At 68.4% G+C, this 15,933-nt stretch carries 15 protein-coding genes; 10 read left to right on the forward strand and 5 right to left on the reverse strand.

The annotated features are described in order from the left end of the window. Window positions 1-115 precede the first annotated feature (115 nt). Both rsmI and ABIC70_RS09910 read left to right on the forward strand, forming a co-directional pair. Window positions 116-1,087: a 16S rRNA (cytidine(1402)-2'-O)-methyltransferase gene (gene rsmI / locus ABIC70_RS09905; protein ID WP_287089442.1), complete on the forward strand. Its 972-nt coding sequence runs from the start codon at window positions 116-118 to the stop codon at window positions 1,085-1,087. After that, window positions 1,084-1,473 (forward strand): YraN family protein, encoded by a 390-nt coding sequence (locus tag ABIC70_RS09910; protein WP_043345830.1) that lies wholly within the window; start codon window positions 1,084-1,086, stop codon window positions 1,471-1,473. Before rsmI ends, ABIC70_RS09910 begins: the two co-directional genes overlap by 4 nt. Window positions 1,474-1,551: 78 nt before the next feature. Here ABIC70_RS09910 and ABIC70_RS09915 read toward each other — a convergent pair whose 3' ends face one another. The 3 genes from ABIC70_RS09915 to ABIC70_RS09925 all read right to left on the reverse strand — a co-directional run bounded on the left by ABIC70_RS09915 (window position 1,552) and on the right by ABIC70_RS09925 (window position 4,362). Further along, on the reverse strand, window positions 1,552-1,941 hold the full coding sequence (locus tag ABIC70_RS09915) for a response regulator (RefSeq protein ID WP_043345829.1): 390 nt from the start codon (window positions 1,939-1,941) through the stop codon (window positions 1,552-1,554). 257 nt (window positions 1,942-2,198) lie between these two features. Then, the gene (locus tag ABIC70_RS09920) at window positions 2,199-3,311 is read right to left on the reverse strand and encodes a L,D-transpeptidase family protein (RefSeq protein WP_354439619.1); all 1,113 of its coding nucleotides are present in this window, start codon (window positions 3,309-3,311) and stop codon (window positions 2,199-2,201) included. Window positions 3,312-3,387: 76 nt separating this feature from the next. Continuing rightward, the gene (locus ABIC70_RS09925; protein WP_354439621.1) at window positions 3,388-4,362 is read right to left on the reverse strand and encodes an extensin family protein; all 975 of its coding nucleotides are present in this window, start codon (window positions 4,360-4,362) and stop codon (window positions 3,388-3,390) included. Window positions 4,363-4,544: 182 nt separating this feature from the next. Between ABIC70_RS09925 and ABIC70_RS09930 the strand changes: the two genes are divergently transcribed. Beyond that, entirely contained in the window at window positions 4,545-6,614 is a 2,070-nt protein-coding gene (locus ABIC70_RS09930) for a M3 family metallopeptidase (RefSeq protein ID WP_354439623.1), read from the forward strand. A gap of 84 nt (window positions 6,615-6,698) precedes the next feature. After that, entirely contained in the window at window positions 6,699-7,637 is a 939-nt protein-coding gene (locus ABIC70_RS09935) for a hypothetical protein (protein ID WP_354439625.1), read from the forward strand. 21 nt (window positions 7,638-7,658) lie between these two features. Here the strand turns inward: ABIC70_RS09935 and ABIC70_RS09940 are convergent, their stop codons facing one another. Both ABIC70_RS09940 and ABIC70_RS09945 read right to left on the reverse strand, forming a co-directional pair. Further along, a complete protein-coding gene (locus ABIC70_RS09940) occupies window positions 7,659-7,877 on the reverse strand; it encodes a hypothetical protein (protein ID WP_043345819.1) in 219 nt (72 codons plus the stop codon). Between the two features lie 173 nt (window positions 7,878-8,050). Further along, a complete protein-coding gene (locus tag ABIC70_RS09945) occupies window positions 8,051-8,443 on the reverse strand; it encodes a DUF2267 domain-containing protein (RefSeq protein ID WP_043345824.1) in 393 nt (130 codons plus the stop codon). 354 nt (window positions 8,444-8,797) lie between these two features. On the opposite strand from ABIC70_RS09945, the gene ABIC70_RS09950 reads away from it, so the two are divergent. The 6 genes from ABIC70_RS09950 (at window position 8,798) to ABIC70_RS09975 (ending at window position 15,925) form a co-directional block, all read left to right on the forward strand. Beyond that, entirely contained in the window at window positions 8,798-9,541 is a 744-nt protein-coding gene (locus ABIC70_RS09950; protein ID WP_043380077.1) for a (Fe-S)-binding protein, read from the forward strand. Beyond that, window positions 9,538-11,109, forward strand: a complete 1,572-nt coding sequence (locus tag ABIC70_RS09955) for a lactate utilization protein B (protein ID WP_043380074.1) — start codon at window positions 9,538-9,540, stop codon at window positions 11,107-11,109. Before ABIC70_RS09950 ends, ABIC70_RS09955 begins: the two co-directional genes overlap by 4 nt. Next, the gene (locus ABIC70_RS09960; protein WP_354439628.1) at window positions 11,106-11,699 is read left to right on the forward strand and encodes a LutC/YkgG family protein; all 594 of its coding nucleotides are present in this window, start codon (window positions 11,106-11,108) and stop codon (window positions 11,697-11,699) included. Before ABIC70_RS09955 ends, ABIC70_RS09960 begins: the two co-directional genes overlap by 4 nt. Window positions 11,700-11,769: 70 nt before the next feature. Next, window positions 11,770-12,630: a transglutaminase-like domain-containing protein gene (locus tag ABIC70_RS09965; RefSeq protein ID WP_043345809.1), complete on the forward strand. Its 861-nt coding sequence runs from the start codon at window positions 11,770-11,772 to the stop codon at window positions 12,628-12,630. A gap of 675 nt (window positions 12,631-13,305) precedes the next feature. Next, the gene (ilvD, locus tag ABIC70_RS09970) at window positions 13,306-15,036 is read left to right on the forward strand and encodes a dihydroxy-acid dehydratase (RefSeq protein ID WP_354439630.1); all 1,731 of its coding nucleotides are present in this window, start codon (window positions 13,306-13,308) and stop codon (window positions 15,034-15,036) included. Further along, on the forward strand, window positions 15,023-15,925 hold the full coding sequence (locus ABIC70_RS09975; RefSeq protein WP_043345803.1) for a tetratricopeptide repeat protein: 903 nt from the start codon (window positions 15,023-15,025) through the stop codon (window positions 15,923-15,925). The genes ilvD and ABIC70_RS09975 overlap by 14 nt, the downstream gene beginning before the upstream one ends. The last annotated feature ends 8 nt before the right edge of the window (window positions 15,926-15,933 follow it).

Genomic DNA, 15,933 nt, shown 5'->3' on the forward strand with positions numbered 1-15,933 from the left:
AGGCACCGCAGCCTGACGATCGGAATCCGAATTGTAAACGCGGAGCGGCAGAGTTGCCCCCGGTCGGACGCCTTCACCGCGACGGGAGACGGCCGGTGTGGCAAGATCACCGATGATGACACGCCGATTCGATGCCCCGGGGCCCGCCGCCCCGACCCGAGCTCCGTCCCCGAAGCTCGCCCCCGATCGGCCGCGCAAAACCACCTTCACGGCCTTCGGTCTGGCGAGCGAGACCGAGCCCCTGTCGCCGGGCCTGCACATTGTGGCGACGCCCATCGGGAACCTGCGCGACATCACCATCCGGGCCCTGTCCACCCTGGCGGCCGCGGATGCGGTCCTGGCCGAGGACACCCGCGTCACCCGGAACCTGCTGGCGCATTACGGGATCACGACACCGCTGCTCGCCTATCACGAGCATTCCAACGATGCCGTGCGGGAGCGGATGATCGCGCGGCTGCGCGCCGGCGAAGCCCTGGCTCTCGTCTCGGATGCCGGGACGCCGCTGGTCTCGGATCCCGGCTACAAATTGGTCCAGGCCGCGATCGAGGCGGGGATCGCCATCACGCCGGTTCCGGGCCCGTCGGCGGTGATGACGGCCTTGGTCGCGGCAGGTCTGCCGACCGATCGTTTCTTCTTTGAGGGCTTCCTGCCGCAGAAGGCCGGCGCCCGGCGCAACCGCCTGGAGGCACTGGTCCAAGTTCCCGGCACGCTGGTCCTGTTCGAATCGCCGCATCGCCTGCCCGACATGCTGGCCGATGCCGCCGCGGTGCTCGGCCCGGAGCGCCCGGCCGCCGTGACACGGGAATTGACCAAGCTCTACGAAACCATCCGGCGCGATACCTTGGGCAGCCTGAGCGAGCGCTTCGCCCAGGAAGGACCGCCCAAGGGTGAGATCGTGGTGATCATCGGTGCGGCGACGACGCCGGAGCGAACGATTGATGCGGATGCCGCCCTCGACGCGCTGATCCTGTCGGCGCTGGAGCGGCACTCGATCAAGGATGCCGCCAGCCTCGTCGCTGACGAGACCGGACAGCCGCGGCGTCAGGTCTATTCGCGGGCGCTGGCTTTGGCGCGGGGCCAGGGATGAACGGGGCTGTGCCGGACCGGACCGGCCGGCGCCGCGCCGCCTATCGGCGCGGCCACCACGCCGAATGGCTGGCGCTGGCCGCACTGATGCTCAAGGGCTACTGGCCGATCGGCCGGCGCGTGAGCATGGCCGGGGGCGAGATCGACCTCGTCGTCCAGCGCTGGAACACCATCGTGTTCGTGGAGGTGAAGGCGCGTGCCAAGCGTGACGACGCGCGGGAAGCGATCGATGCCGCCAAGCGGCGGCGCTTCTCCCGCGCGGTCAGGGCGTGGATCGGGCGCAACGCGTGGTGTGCCGGTGCGACGTTCCGTGCCGACGCCGTTTTCGTCGGGGCCCGCGGGTGGCCGGCCCATGTCGAGCAGGTCTTCACGATCGAAGGGCTCTGAAGCCGCGGTCAGGAACCGCGGCGTCTCGCCTCACCCGACAGCCGCCGTGCTGGGGACGTGCCGGTTACCCGGCGTGCGTCAGGCGCGGGCGGCCCGGATCGCGCCGATCAGCGTGCGCTTGAGATCGGCTTGGCTGAAGGGCTTCTGGACGACGGGCCGGTCGCGGAACGGCTCGCGGATCCCCGCGCCGCCGTACCCGGTGGAGAAGACCAGCGGCAGGTCGCGCTTGGCGATGGCCTCGGCCACGGGATAGATCGGCTCGCCCGCCACGTTCACGTCGAGGATGGCGACCTCGAACGCTTCCTGCGACGCCATTTCCAGCGCGGAGGAGAGCCGTGCGGCCGGTCCGACTACGGCACAGCCGAAATCGAGGAGCATGTCCTCCAGAAGCATGGAGATCGCGGCCTCGTCCTCGACGACGAGAACGCGGACACCGTTGAGAACGTCGTCGTTGGAGTCAGCAATCACGCCGGGCCGTCTTCCCTTCGAACGCCCCGTTTCCGGGGATTATGCCGTGCGGTCGGTCGAGCCCCGCGCACCGCGACAGCAGCGCTCGTATGAACGAGCACGGCCCGAAGGATGGCCCGCGAGACAACCTGTGGCGTCGCCCGTATTCCGCAACGTGTCAAGCGTTCCCGGCCCGTTCCGATGGCACGACCGCGCGCTATGTTAACGCCTGATACATTTTTGTCCGCCCGGCAGCCGGGCGGATCGAAGCCGGGTGATCAGTCTTCCTTGAAGACGACCTCAGCACCGCGCGTGACATGCGCGGCAAGGTCGCGGGCATTCCAATTGGTCAGCCGGATGCACCCATGGGATTCGGTCTTGCCGACCTTCTCGGGCTCCGGCGTTCCGTGGATGCCGTAGCTCGGGATCGCCAGATCGATCCAGACCAGACCGACCGGGTTGTTGGGACCGGATTGGATGGTGAACTTGTGCTGCGCTTTCACGCCCTTGAATGCGTATTTCGGATTGTACGTGTAGTCGGGATTGAACGCGACGCCCTTCACCTTGGTGTCGCCGCTAGGCGCTGGCTTCTCGGAGCTGCCGATCGAGGCGGGGTAGTAGGCCAGCAGCTTTCCGTCGGCGCCGAAGGCCCGGACGTCGCGGCTCGCCTTGCCGACCTCGATGCGCTCGACCTTCGGACTTTCGGGGAGGTCCTTGGCCTTCGGCTTGTCGGTCCCCATCGGCTCCACGGCCGCGACGGCGATGACCGTGCCGGCCTTGTCCAGGGACTTGCCGGGATTGAGCTCGCTGACGAGGTCACGGCCCATGTGGAAGCGTTCTGCGAGCATCTCGCGGGCATTGGTGTACCCCAACGTCTTGAGCTCGGCCTGCTGCTCCATCTTGGGCGGGATCCGCTCGACATAGGGCCCCGAGGCGTCGGACTCGGTGATCGTATAGTCCGTGACGACGGGTTTATCGCTCGTCGCCTGGAGCTTGTCCCAAACCTCAGGATTCAGGCTCTGCGTCGCCGGAAGCCCCTGCGCCACAGCGTAGGCGGAGAGCGCGCGTTTATAGTTTTCGCCGGTCCGGCCGTCGATCGCGCCGGGATAGAAATGCGCCCGGTCGAGCAGCACCTGCGCCTTGACGATCAGCGGGTCGGGCTTCTCCGCGGACGCAGCGGCCCGGCGCGCCTTCGTGTTCGGCTTGGCATCCCGATCCTTGCCCGCTTCCGGGGGCGCCAGGGCGGCGGCGTTCACGGTGTCGGCGGTGAGCGCCGGCGACTGCGCCGCTTCGGTCTTCCGGTCTTTCTCGGGCTTGGCCGCCGCGCCTTGCACGACGAGACAGCTCGCCACGAGAGCCGCGCCAACGGGCCGCCAGGATTTTGGGATCATCGACGTCGCAATTCCGGAGAGCGGAGGCGCTCCCGTGCCAAAAAGCGCCGAGCCGGCCGGAACGTTCCACGCGAGGCTACTCGCACAGCCGGTGGCCCGCATTGCGCTCCCGCTGGTCCACATGAAGATGATTGGCGTGGGCGGCGTTCGAACCCGGCCCCAGGACCGTGCGGAAGAAGCCGCAGGCCTTGGTGCGCACCGCGCCCAGGAACTGCGCCTCCTCGGAGCCGTCCGGCATCGCCTTCACGGGGATGCTTGCGCGTCCGGCGAAGGCGAAGCCCATGATGTCGGCGGCATTGGCGAAGGCATGCTCGCTCAGCTTGGCATCGATGTCGTGATTCTGGCCTCGGCAGACATAGGAGCCGCCCAGTTCAAGGGCGGTCAGGGGATGCTTTAACGTCCGCTCGGCCTCGACCTGCACCTCGGTGACCCAGCGCGCCAGGGCTTCGGCGGCCCGGCAGGTCAATGTCGCGCCCTGCGGCAGCGCCACGCCGTCGGCGAATTTCGTCACCTTAAGCGGCAGCGGAGCGGTGCATTGCCCTTCCGCGATGGGCGCCAGCGGCTCGAAATCGACGCCGAGTCGCTTCAGGCGCGTCCGGCAGGCCGTATCGTCCGGCGGCGAGACCTTAAGGGCCAGGGCCGCCCCGCCGGACAGTTCCGGCGGGCGCTCGGGCGGCGCGGGTGGCGGCGTCGGGATCTCGGGTTTGGACGCCTCCTTCGCGGATTCCTTCGAGCCTTCCTTCGGGCTTTCCTTCGCGGATTCGGAGGCCTTTTCCCGGCCGGGATCCTTGACCGGCTCCTTCGCCGGCTCCGCGACGGCAGGCTTCAGTTCCGGAGGCCGGGCCGGCGGGGTCGGCGGCGCCGGCTCCGCAATGGGTGGCTTCAGCGTCTCAGGGCGTTCGGGCGGCAGGGGCGGGGGCGTCGGCACCGTGGCGGCGGGCGTTTCGGCGGCCCCGACCGGATCGGCGGCGAGCAGGCCGAGCGCCAATGCAAGGGCCACCCCGGCGCGCATGACGGACGGAGGGCGGATCGACAGAGTGCATCCCGGCATGGGGCCTCGAAGCGTGGGCGTTGGCCTCTACAACGGACGAGACGCCATTCGGATCGCGCCCATGTGGTTGACGGACCCGTCGAACGGGCCACTGTCTTTCCGATCGCGCCGGCAGACCCCATGTCGGCGCACCGGCGGCGCGGACAGACGCGGCGTCGCGTGGACGTATCGTTGAGGACCGCATGTCGGACGCAGCTGATGCCGGGCTCCCGAGCCTGCCGCAGGACAATCCCTTCCGCGAGGCGCATTGGAGCACCCCGCACGGCCTTCCGCCGTTCGAGCGGATCCAACCGCAGCACTACGGGCCGGCCTTCGCAGCGGCGCTAGAGGCCCACGCTTCCCAGATTCGCGTGATCGCGAGCCAGGACGCTCCGGCCACCTTCAGCAACACCGTGGAGGCCATGGAGCGGGCCGGCCTCGCCCTCGAGCGCGTCGCCGGCGTCTTCTACAATCTGACCGGCAGCCATACGAATCCGGAGCTTCAGGCCATCGAGCGCGAGATCGGCCCCAAGCTCGCCCGGCATGGAAGCGCCATCTACCTGAATCCCGAGCTCTGGTCCCGGATCTCGGCGATCGCGCCCGAGGGCCTGGAGCCGGAGGAGCGCCGGGTCCTCGACCGATACCGGATCCGCTTCCGGCGGTCGGGGGCCGATCTCGCGCCCGAGGACAAGGCCCGTATGGCGGAGATCGCGGCACGCCTGTCGGAACTCGGCACCCGGTTCAGCCAGAACCTCCTGGCCGACGAGAGCAGCTTCATCCTGCCGCTTCGAGGCGAGGAGGATCTGGCCGGCCTGCCGCCGTTCCTGCGGGCCGCCGCCGAGAGCGCCGCCAAGGAGCGCGGCCTCGACGGGCACGTCATCACTCTGTCGCGCTCGCTGATCGAGCCTTTCCTGGTCTTCTCGACCCGGCGCGACCTGCGCGAGCGCGCCTATGCGGCCTGGACCCGGCGCGGCGAGAACGGCGGCGAGACCGACAACCGTGCGATCCTCGCCGAGATCATCCGGTTGCGCGCGGAGCGGGCGCGGCTTCTCGGGTTCGCGAGCTTCGCCCATTTCGCCCTCGACGACACGATGGCGGCGAGTCCCGAAGCGGCGACCGGGCTCTTGCGCGACGTCTGGACGCCCGCCCGGGCGCGGGCGGCCGAAGAGCGGGACCGCCTCCAGGCGACGATCCAGGCCGAAGGCCACAACTTCGCGCTCCAGGCGCACGATTGGCGGCACTACGCCGAGAAGGTGCGTCGCGCCGAGCACGACCTCGACGAGAGTGAGATCAAGGCCTACCTGCCGTTGGAGCGGATGATCGAGGCGGCGTTCGACACGGCCTCGCGGCTGTTCGGCCTGACCTTCACGGAACTCTCCGACGTCCCCCGGTATCATCCCGATGTCCGGGTCTGGCGGGTCGGCAATCCCGACGGGTCCGAGGTGGGCCTCTTCCTCGGCGATTATTTCGCCCGGGCCTCGAAGCGGTCCGGCGCCTGGATGAGCGCCTTCCGCTCGCAGGAGCGCCTGAACGGCCCGATCACGCCGATCATCGTCAACGTGATGAACTTCGCCAAGGCGCCGGACGGCGAGAGCACGCTGCTGTCCTTCGACGACGCACGCACCCTGTTCCACGAATTCGGCCACGCCCTGCACGGTCTGCTATCGGACGTGACCTACCCGCTCCTGTCCGGGACGGCCGTGTCGCGGGACTTCGTCGAACTGCCCTCGCAGCTCTACGAACATTGGCTGGAGCAGCCGGAGGTCCTACGCGCCCACGCGCGGCATCATCGGACCGGCGAGCCGATGCCCGACGCCCTGCTGCAGAAGCTGCTGGCGGCACGGACCTTCAACCAGGGTTTCGCCACGGTGGAGTACACCGCCTCGGCCATCGTCGACATGACGCTGCATCTCTCGGCGGAGGGCGAGGCCGGGCTCGACGTCCCCGTCTTCGAGTCCGAAGCGTTGCGGCGGATCAGCATGCCCGCCGAGATCAGCATGCGGCACCGGACACCGCACTTCGCCCACATCTTCTCGGGGGACGGCTACGCGGCCGGGTACTACAGCTATCTCTGGTCGGAGGTGCTCGATGCGGACGCGTTCGACGCGTTCCGCGAAGCGGGCGACATCTTCGATCCGGAGACGGCCAAGCGGCTGCGGACCTTCGTGTACGGTGCCGGCAACCTGCGCGATCCGCGCGAGGCCTACACGGCCTTCCGAGGGCGGATGCCCAGTATCGAACCGCTGTTGAAGAAGCGTGGTCTGGCGGCCTGAGCCACGCGCCCACGGTAAGGGTTTCGTAAACAAACGTCCTTAACGAACGCTTGCAGCGCGAGGCCGCGTGCGGAGTTCGGGGCGATGACGAAGATCCAAGCCAAGCAGGCCGTTTCCGAGGGCATCTCGCCGGCGGATCTGCTCAAAGCTGTGGTGACCGGAAAGGCGGAAGTTGCCCCGGCGGCGACCGCGTCCGTGGAGCCTCCCGCGGGCAAGGGCTTCGCTCGTCCGTTCCTGTCGCGCCTCGATCATAAGCGGCTCGCGCTCCCAGGCGCGGCTTTGGCCGTCGGCGCAATTCTGGGCGGGAGCGTGATGGTGCTCTCCCGCCCGGCAGCCGTGCGGCCCGATGCGATTGCGGCTCTCGAAACCACGCTCGATGCCGGCCGGACCGAAACCGTTCGGCTGGCCGGCGACATCGCGCAGCTCCACACCGTCCTCGCCGACCTTCGCGCCTCAACCGACGCCGCGCGGAAAGAGGCCGCGACCCGCAGCAGCGCCCTCGGCGAGCGTCTGGCGCAGGTGGACAAGACTCTCAATGCCAAGGTCGCGGCGCTCGGCGAGCGCCTTGAGCAGGTCGAGCGCGAGCACACCGCCCGGCTCACCGGCCTTGCCGCGCAGCTTGAGCGCCGGACAGCCGCGACACCGGTCGCCGCGAAGGCAGAGCCGACCCAGACGGGAAGCATCGGCGAGCCCGCCCGCGCCAGCGAGGGGAAGCCCGAGGTCAAGGCGGCGGACGCCAAGGTGGGCGAGGCCAAGGCAGGCGAGGCTAAGACAGGCGAGGCCAAGATTGGCGAGACCAAGCCGAAACCGGCGGCCTTCGACAGGCCGCCGGTGATCGAAGGCTGGGCTCTGCGGGACGTCTACGAGGGCACGGCGGTTTTGGAGAACCGGCGCCGCCGCTTGGTCGAGGTCTCGCCCGGCGACATCCTTCCGGGCGTCGGTCGCGTGGAAGGCGTCGAGCGACACGGACGGGAATGGGTGGTCGTGACGCGCCAGGGTCTCGTCACGTCGCAGCCCTGGTAGGCTGACCGAATCCGAACAGCCTCAGCGGCTGGGACAGCCGGTCGGGGCCAGTTCGCCGGGCGCAATCGGGAAACGCGGCTCGATCGTCATCGGATCGGCCAAGGCCGCCGCGCGCTCCGCCCGTTGGCGCCCGTGCCTCAGAGCGCGGGTCTGCGCCGCGCGGGTCGGATGCAGGATGGCAGCGAGCAGGGTCTGCCCTTCAAACTCGCTGTCCAGGTTTTTGGCTTCGAAGACGGGCATGGCCGGCCTGCTTGAGAGCGGAACTGGACACTGCCAAAGGCGTCGATCCAGCCCGCATCCCTAATAACGGGGATCGCGTGGACAGGTTCCGTCAAGCTTTCGCCTCGAAACCTCTTTTTTACCTTCGTCCAGGCGGCACCCGAATGCAGTGCGACCGCGCACATCGATGGGCGTCAGACGAATTGGTTCAAGCCGGGGATCGAGCCGATGATCGGGCCCATCGCGTCCTCGCCCACCTTCTCGCGACCGAAAGCGAACAGCTCCTGGCCGAGGGGCTGCATCTGACCCATCGGGACACCGGCGGCCATCAGCTTCTGACCCAAAGCCATGACGCCGCCGCCGCCCATCATGCCGCCGAGCATGCCCATCAGACCGCCGCCGCCGCTCTCGCCGGCATTCGACTCGGCGATCAGGGACTCGGAGCCCGGCAGGGCAGCCAGGAGTTGACCGACCTCGGTCGCCGGCCCTTCCTTCTGCAGGAAGGCCAGGATGTGCCCGATGGCGGTCTGAGCGGTCGCGGCGTCGAGCCCGGTGCGGGTGGTGACGCGGGCGAGCAGTTCTTCCATGGTGATGATCTCTTCGGAACGCTTCCAGACGTCATTCGACTCTGAGGCGTCGGAAATCAAGCGCGCGGCCCAGCATCCTCGGGAAACTCTCCGGCTGCGCACGGAGGAGCGTCACCCCTCGACCGGATCGACGACGCCGACCGCCAAGCCCCGGGAACGACGTCCCCTGACCGCGGATCCACGGCCTGGAAGACGGAGGGGCTGCGGACCCCGCATCAACGGCGCGCTGCGTTACAGCGGGCCCGGTGACGCAGTGTCCGATCTCGCCAAGATCAGCGACATCCGGTAGACCCACCACCAATCTTGAACCGTTCCAGATCGCCGCGCGGCCGATCTTCAGGGAGTTGTCGCACCATGCGGGTCGGCCTGTTCGTGCCGTGCTACGTCGACGCCTTCGAGCCCGAGGTGGGGATCGCCACCCTCGAGCTGCTGGAGCGGCTCGGCTGCACTGTGGAATACCCTTACGATCAGACGTGCTGTGGTCAGCCGATGGCCAATACCGGTTGCCACGCCGAAGCCGCCGCCACCGAAGCGCTGTTCGTGAAGAACTTTTCCGGCTTCGACTATGTCGTCGCGCCATCGGGGTCCTGCGTCCACCAAGTCCGCGAGCATCTCACCGCGATCCCCCAGACCGACGCGGTGCGCCACGTCCGCGCCAGCACCTACGAGCTGGTGGAATTTCTGCACGACGTGCTGAAGGTCGAGGACCTGCCCTGGACGAACTTCCCTCATAAGGTCGCCTATCACACCAACTGCAACGCCTTGCGTGGCATCCATCACGCGCGGCCATCCGAGTTGGTGAAGCCCTACTATTCGAAGCCCCTCGACCTGCTGCGCCTCGTCAAGGGTGTCGAGCTCGTCGATCTCGCCCGGCCGGACGAGTGCTGCGGCTTCGGCGGGACCTTCTCGGTGTTCGAGCCCGCCGTCTCGGCCAAGATGGGCTACGACAAGGTGGCCGACCAGAATCGCGCCGGCGCCCAATATGTCGTCTCGGCGGATTCCTCCTGTCTCATGCACCAGAAGGGCTGCGCCGAGCGCCTGGGCCTGCCCCTCAAGTACATCCACATCGCCCAGGTGCTGAATGGAGCCACCGCATGAGCGCCGAGGATCTGAATCCCCGCGAGCGCGACGGCGTCATCCACCCGGAGGTGCGCGCCAGCCACGACGAGAGTGAACGCGCGCAGGACGGACGGCGCCTCCAGCACGCCGAGGCGGCCTCGAAGCCGATCCGCGCGCCCCAGGTCCGTGAGCCGCAGCCCCGCGGCGCGAAGATCCGGGGTGACCGTCCGATCAATCAGTCCGAGGCCGCCGAGCGCTTCCTCGCCGCGCCGCTGCACCAGGCTGCCCACGACGAGCGGCTGTGGGACCTGCGCAAGAAGCGCGACGTCTCGGCCCACGGCATTCCCGAATGGGAGGAGCTCCGCGAGCTCGCCTCGCAGATCAAGACGCACACGCTGAGCCATCTCGACCGCTATCTCGAGCAGTTCGAGGCAGCCGCGAAAGCCAACGGCGTCCATGTCCACTGGGCCAAGGACGGGGCCGACCACAACCGGATCGTCCTGGAGATCCTGCGGAGCCACGGCGCCAAGACGCTGGTGAAGTCGAAGTCGATGCTCACCGAGGAGTGCGGCTTCCGCCACCACATGGCGGCGAACGGGATCGAGGTGATCGAGACCGACCTCGGCGAGCGGATCCAGCAGCTCGACAACGAGGAGCCGAGCCACGTCGTCGCGCCGGCGGTCCACAAGACCCGGATGGACGTGGCCGAGGTCTTCGCCAAGACGCTCGGGACGGACCCGGACAACGACGACGCCCACTATCTCGCCGAGAGCCAGCGGGAGACGACCCGCCCCTATATCCTGAAGGCCGATGCAGGCATGACCGGCTGCAACTTCGCGATCGCGGAGACCGGCTCGGTCGTCACCTGCACCAACGAGGGCAATGCCGACCTCTCCGGCAACGTGCCGCCGCTGCAGATCCACTCAATCGGCATCGAGAAGATCATCCCGAAGGTCGAGCATCTCGGCGTCTTCATCCGCCTGCTGTCGCGCTCGGCGCTCGGCTCGCCGATCACCCAGTACACCTCGCATTTCCGCGCGCCGCGGGCGGGCACCGAGATGCATATGGTGCTGGTCGACAACGGCCGCTCCGAGCGCCTCGGCATGGAGGAGTTCTGGACATCCCTGAAATGCATCCGCTGCGGCGCCTGCATGAACACCTGCCCGGTCTACCGGCGCTCGGGCGGCCTCTCCTACGGGGCGACCTATTCGGGACCGATCGGGCTGATCATCGATCCGACCTTCAACAAGCGCAAATACTCGACGCTGCCGTTCTCCTCGACGATGAACGGCTCGTGCACCAACGTCTGCCCGGTGAAGATCAACATCCACGAGCAGATCTTCGCGTGGCGCAAGGTGCTGGTCGAGGAGCACCAGATCCCGGCGCTCAAGCAGGGCATGATGAAAGCCGCCGGCGCGGTCCTGTCGCGCCCGGCCGCCTACCGGGCCGCGATCGGCGCGGCGGACTCCGCCCTGAAGGTCCTGCCGCGTTTCGCCGTCTACAATCCGCTCAACACCTGGGGGAAGAAGCGCGAGATGCCCGACGCACCGCGCCAGACCTTCCACGCCTGGTACAAGCAGAACCGCATGAAGGACACGCGTCGATGAGCGCCCGCGACGCGATCCTGGACGGCATCCGCAGGAACCGGCCAGCCGGCGATTTCCCGCTGCCGGAGGTGCCGCTGTTCATGCCCCTCGTCGGCGACGACCATGTGGCCGAGTTCGGCGAGCGGCTGAAGCGGATGGGCGGCCGGGTGGCGGAGCCCGGCGCCGGTGATGTCTTCGCGGGGGTCCGCGAGCGACTCGATGCAGCCCAGGTGATTGCCTCCGCGGTACCGGAACTGACCGGCAACCGGGACCTTCGGAGCGTCCGCGCCCCGCAGGAGGTCGAGGACGTGGACGTGGCGGTGGTGCGCGCCGTGTTCGGCATCGCCGAGACGGGATCGGTGCTGTTCACGGAGGATCAGCTGATCGTCAACGCGGTCGCCTATCTCGCGCAGCACCTCGTCGTTCTGCTCGATCCCGCCGATATCGTGCCCAACGTGCAGGCCGCCTATCGCCGGCCGGAATTCGGCCGCTCGGCCTACGCGGTGCTGCACACCGGACCGTCGGCGACCGCCGACATCGAGGGCGTGCTGATCCACGGCGCGCAGGGCGTGCGCTCGCTCACGGTGCTGATGCTGCCGCGGCGCGCCTGATCCGGAACCCACGATCGGGCGCGCCCCTTGCTTGGGCGGCGGATAGGCCGTCATCCGGCAAGGAGATCCGATGCGCTACATCCTCGGTTGCAGCCTGTCCTACAATATCCTGTCGGACACCACCTTCATCTTCAATCTGGAGGTGGCGAAGCTGAAGAGCGTCGAGATCCTGACCGAGAGCCTGGTCCTGACGCCGAACCTCAAGCGCGACCTCTACACCACGCCCGACCACCAGAACCGCTATCTCGCGGTCAACGTGCCGACCGGCCAGTTCGCGCTGGAGTACAATGCCGAGGTCGATCTCACGGTGCATCGGGCCGATCCCGCGACGATCAACGAGACGCCGATCGGGCAATTGCCCCTCGACATCCTGCCCTTCCTGCTGCCGAGCCGGTTCGTGTCCTCGGACCGGCTGACGCCGTTCGCTCTGGCCGAATTCGGCGCGCTGCCCAAGGGCTATGCCCGCGTGAACCAGATCTGCAACTGGATCCACGACCACATCGCCTATCAGCCGGGCTCCAGCGACGGCGAGACCACCGCGCATGAGTCGCTGCTCAAGCGCGCCGGCGTATGCCGCGATTTCGCGCATCTCGGCGCCGCCTTCTGCCGGGCTCTCGGCATCCCGGCCCGGTTCGTGAGCTGCTACGCCCACGGGCTCGTTCCGAGCGACTTCCACGCCGTGTTCGAAGCCTATCTCGACGGCCGCTGGTGGCTGTTCGACGCCACACGGCAAGCCGACCTCGACGGGCTGGTGCGGATCGGCGTCGGACGCGATGCCGCCGAGATCGCCTTCTCGACGCCCTTCGGCAACATGCAGCCGGTCAACCAGCAGGTGCGGATTCAGCGCGCGGACGGGCAGGGCAGCCCGATGCCGCGCACGGTCGACGCCATCTCCACCGAGATCCCGGCGCCGCAGAGCGGAGCGGCCTGAGCCGCGACCCGCCTGGGATCAGGCCATCCCGTGATCCTGTGATCCCGTCCGGCCGTTCGCCGGCGGACGCCGTCACGGGATCGTCTTCCCGCATCCGAAAGCGTGCCCACCGGTGGGGTCGCCTGGACATACGCCCTGTCCCGGGCGGGCTATGGTGCGGTCCTGCAGGGCCCGCGTTCGAGCGAGCCGCGGATCCGGTCCCACGGGTTATTTCCCGATCCGCCCAGGTCTTTCCGGCGCAGACCGCGCACGGCGATAATGCTGCGCCGACGATCTCCGGCCGGTTTTGCCGCGGCGCGGCCGGATTCCTCTGCGGAGATCCGCGCTGATCCTGAAGACTAGACGGATCGAGGCGGATCACCGGGCGGTGCCGTCGCGATTGTCCTTCTTTTGGTCCTGGCGAGCGAAATGGCTGCAAGCGTGGCTGTGGCGGGGTCGCAACACCGTAAAACGATCCCGGCTCCGCCCCGAGACCTGCCTGTAAACGCCGCGATCCCGCCATAGTCCGGGCCCACCTCAAGATCCGCGGTAAACGGCAATCTCGACAACGATTTACCGATCGGAAACGAGGACTTCCCGAGCACGCGGATGAATATCCCGGCGCTTCGCGAACGGCGACGCGCCGCGGTTCAGCGCACCCTCGGGATCGGCTGTGCGAAGGCTTGGTCTGAAGTCATGGTGACGCGTTTGAACGACAAGTCGAAGCTGCCGAGCCGCCACGTCACAGAGGGGCCCGACCGCGCCCCGCACCGCTCCTATCTCTATGCCATGGGTCTGACGCGCGAGCAGATCCACCAGCCGCTGGTCGGCGTCGCCTCCTGCTGGAACGAGGCCGCGCCCTGCAACATCTCGCTGATGCGCCAAGCGCAGGCGGTGAAGAAGGGCGTCGCCGCCGCCAACGGCACGCCGCGCGAATTCTGCACCATCACGGTGACCGACGGGATCGCCATGGGCCATGGCGGCATGCGCGCGTCGCTGCCGTCCCGCGAGGTCATCGCCGATTCGGTCGAGCTGACCATGCGGGGCCATGCCTACGATGCCCTGGTGGGACTTGCCGGCTGCGACAAGTCCCTGCCGGGGATGATGATGGCCATGGTGCGCCTCAACGTCCCCTCGATCTTCATCTACGGGGGCTCGATCCTGCCGGGCTCGTTCCGCGGCAAGCCCGTGACCGTCCAGGATCTGTTCGAGGCCGTCGGCAAGGTCGCCGTCGGCGACATGAGCCTGGAGGATCTGGACGAGCTGGAGCAGGTCGCCTGTCCGTCGGCCGGCGCCTGCGGCGCGCAGTTCACCGCCAACACGATGGCAACCGTCTCCGAGGCGATCGGCCTCGCGCTGCCTTACTCGGCCGGCGCCCCGGCCCCGTACGAGATCCGCGACAAGTTCTGCGCCACCGCCGGCGAGAAGGTGATGGAGCTTCTCGCGAATCGGATCCGCCCGCGGGACATCGTCACCCGCAAGGCGCTGGAGAACGCCGCCACCGTGGTGGCCGCCTCCGGCGGCTCCACGAACGCCGCCCTGCACCTGCCGGCCATCGCGCATGAATGCGGCATCGAATTCACGCTGTTCGACGTGGCGGAGATCTTCCGCCGCACGCCCTACATCGCCGACCTGAAGCCCGGCGGGCGCTACGTCGCCAAGGACATGTTCGAGGTCGGCGGCATCCCGCTGCTGATGAAGACGCTCCTGGACCACGGCTTCATGCACGGCGACTGTCTGACGGTCACCGGCCGCACCATCGCCGAGAACATGGACCGGGTGACCTGGAACCCGGACCAGGACGTCGTCTACCCGGCCAACCGGCCGATCACCCCGACCGGGGGCGTCGTGGGCCTGAAGGGCAACCTCGCCCCCGAGGGCGCCATCGTGAAGGTCGCGGGCATCCCGGCCGAGAAGCAGGTCTTCACCGGCCCGGCCCGGGTGTTCGACGGCGAGGAGGCCTGCTTCGCGGCCGTGCAGTCGCGTAGCTACAAGGAAGGTGAGGTTCTCGTCATCCGCTACGAGGGGCCGCGGGGCGGTCCCGGCATGCGCGAGATGCTGTCGACCACCGCGGCGCTCTACGGGCAGGGCATGGGCGACAAGGTGGCGCTGATCACCGACGGGCGTTTCTCGGGCGCGACACGCGGCTTCTGCGTCGGCCATGTGGGACCCGAAGCCGCCGTGGGCGGTCCGATCGGCCTGATCCGCGACGGCGACGTCATCACCCTCAATGCCATCCAGGGCACGCTCAGCGTCGCTCTCTCGGACGAAGAACTCGCCGAGCGGCGGAAGGCCTGGACGCCGCGTCCGAACTCCGCGGCCTCCGGCTACCTCTGGAAATACGCGCAAGGCGTCGGCCCGGCGCTTTACGGCGCCGTGACCCATCCGGGAGGTGCCAAGGAGACGCAGAGCTATGCGGACGTCTAGGACTGACCTCAGCCGGCGCAGGGCGCCGGTCGGGGCCGATCCCGGTCGGTTCCGGTTCGCCCGCGGCCTCGCCGTCGCGACCTGGGCGCTCGCTTTGCTTGCGCTTCCGGTCGAGACCTCGCGTGCGCTGGACGCCAATGTCCGCACGCCCGTTCAGGTGCCGGTCGCCGACAAGAGCTATCGCTCGGCCAAGGACGCGCTCCGGGCCGGCATGCGGGAGTACAATGCCGGCGACAAGCAGGGCGCGGCCCGCGCCCTCGAATACGCGGCCGGCCAGGGCCACGCCCTGGCTCTGTGGAAGCTCGGCCGGATGTATGCCGACGGCGACGGCGTACCCCATGACGACTTGAAGGCGTTCGAGTTCTTCTCCCGGATCGCCGATGCCAGCACCGATGACGGACCCGACCCGCAGAACTCGGCGGTTCTGGGGAGCGCCTTCACGGCTCTGGGCACCTACTTCCTGGAAGGGATCAAGGGCACCTACGTGCGCCCGAATCCCGAACGTGCTTACGACATGTTCAACTACGCCGCGTCGTACTACGGAGATCCCAACGCGCAGTACAATCTCGCCCGGCTCTACCTCGACGGCACGGGCGTCGAGGCCGATCCGAAGCAGGCGGCGCGCTGGTTCAACCTCGCGGCCGAGAAGGGCCACCATCCGGCGCAGGCACTGCTCGGGGACATGCTGGTCAACGGTCTCGGCGGGATCCCGATCCAGCGGGTGAGGGGCCTGATGTGGCTCTCCCTCGCGCGGGAAGGGGCAGAAGCGCGGAAGGACGACTGGATCGTCGCGCTCTACGACAAGAACTGGGCGGCCGCGAGCGAGGACGACCGCGCCGAGGCGCAAACGCAACTGCAAACCGTGGGCTCGATCCGGCGGCGGCGCTGAGCGCCGCC

Origin of the sequence: Methylobacterium sp. 1973 (assembly GCF_040545035.1) — a bacterium.
Lineage (GTDB): Bacteria > Pseudomonadota > Alphaproteobacteria > Rhizobiales > Beijerinckiaceae > Methylobacterium > Methylobacterium fujisawaense.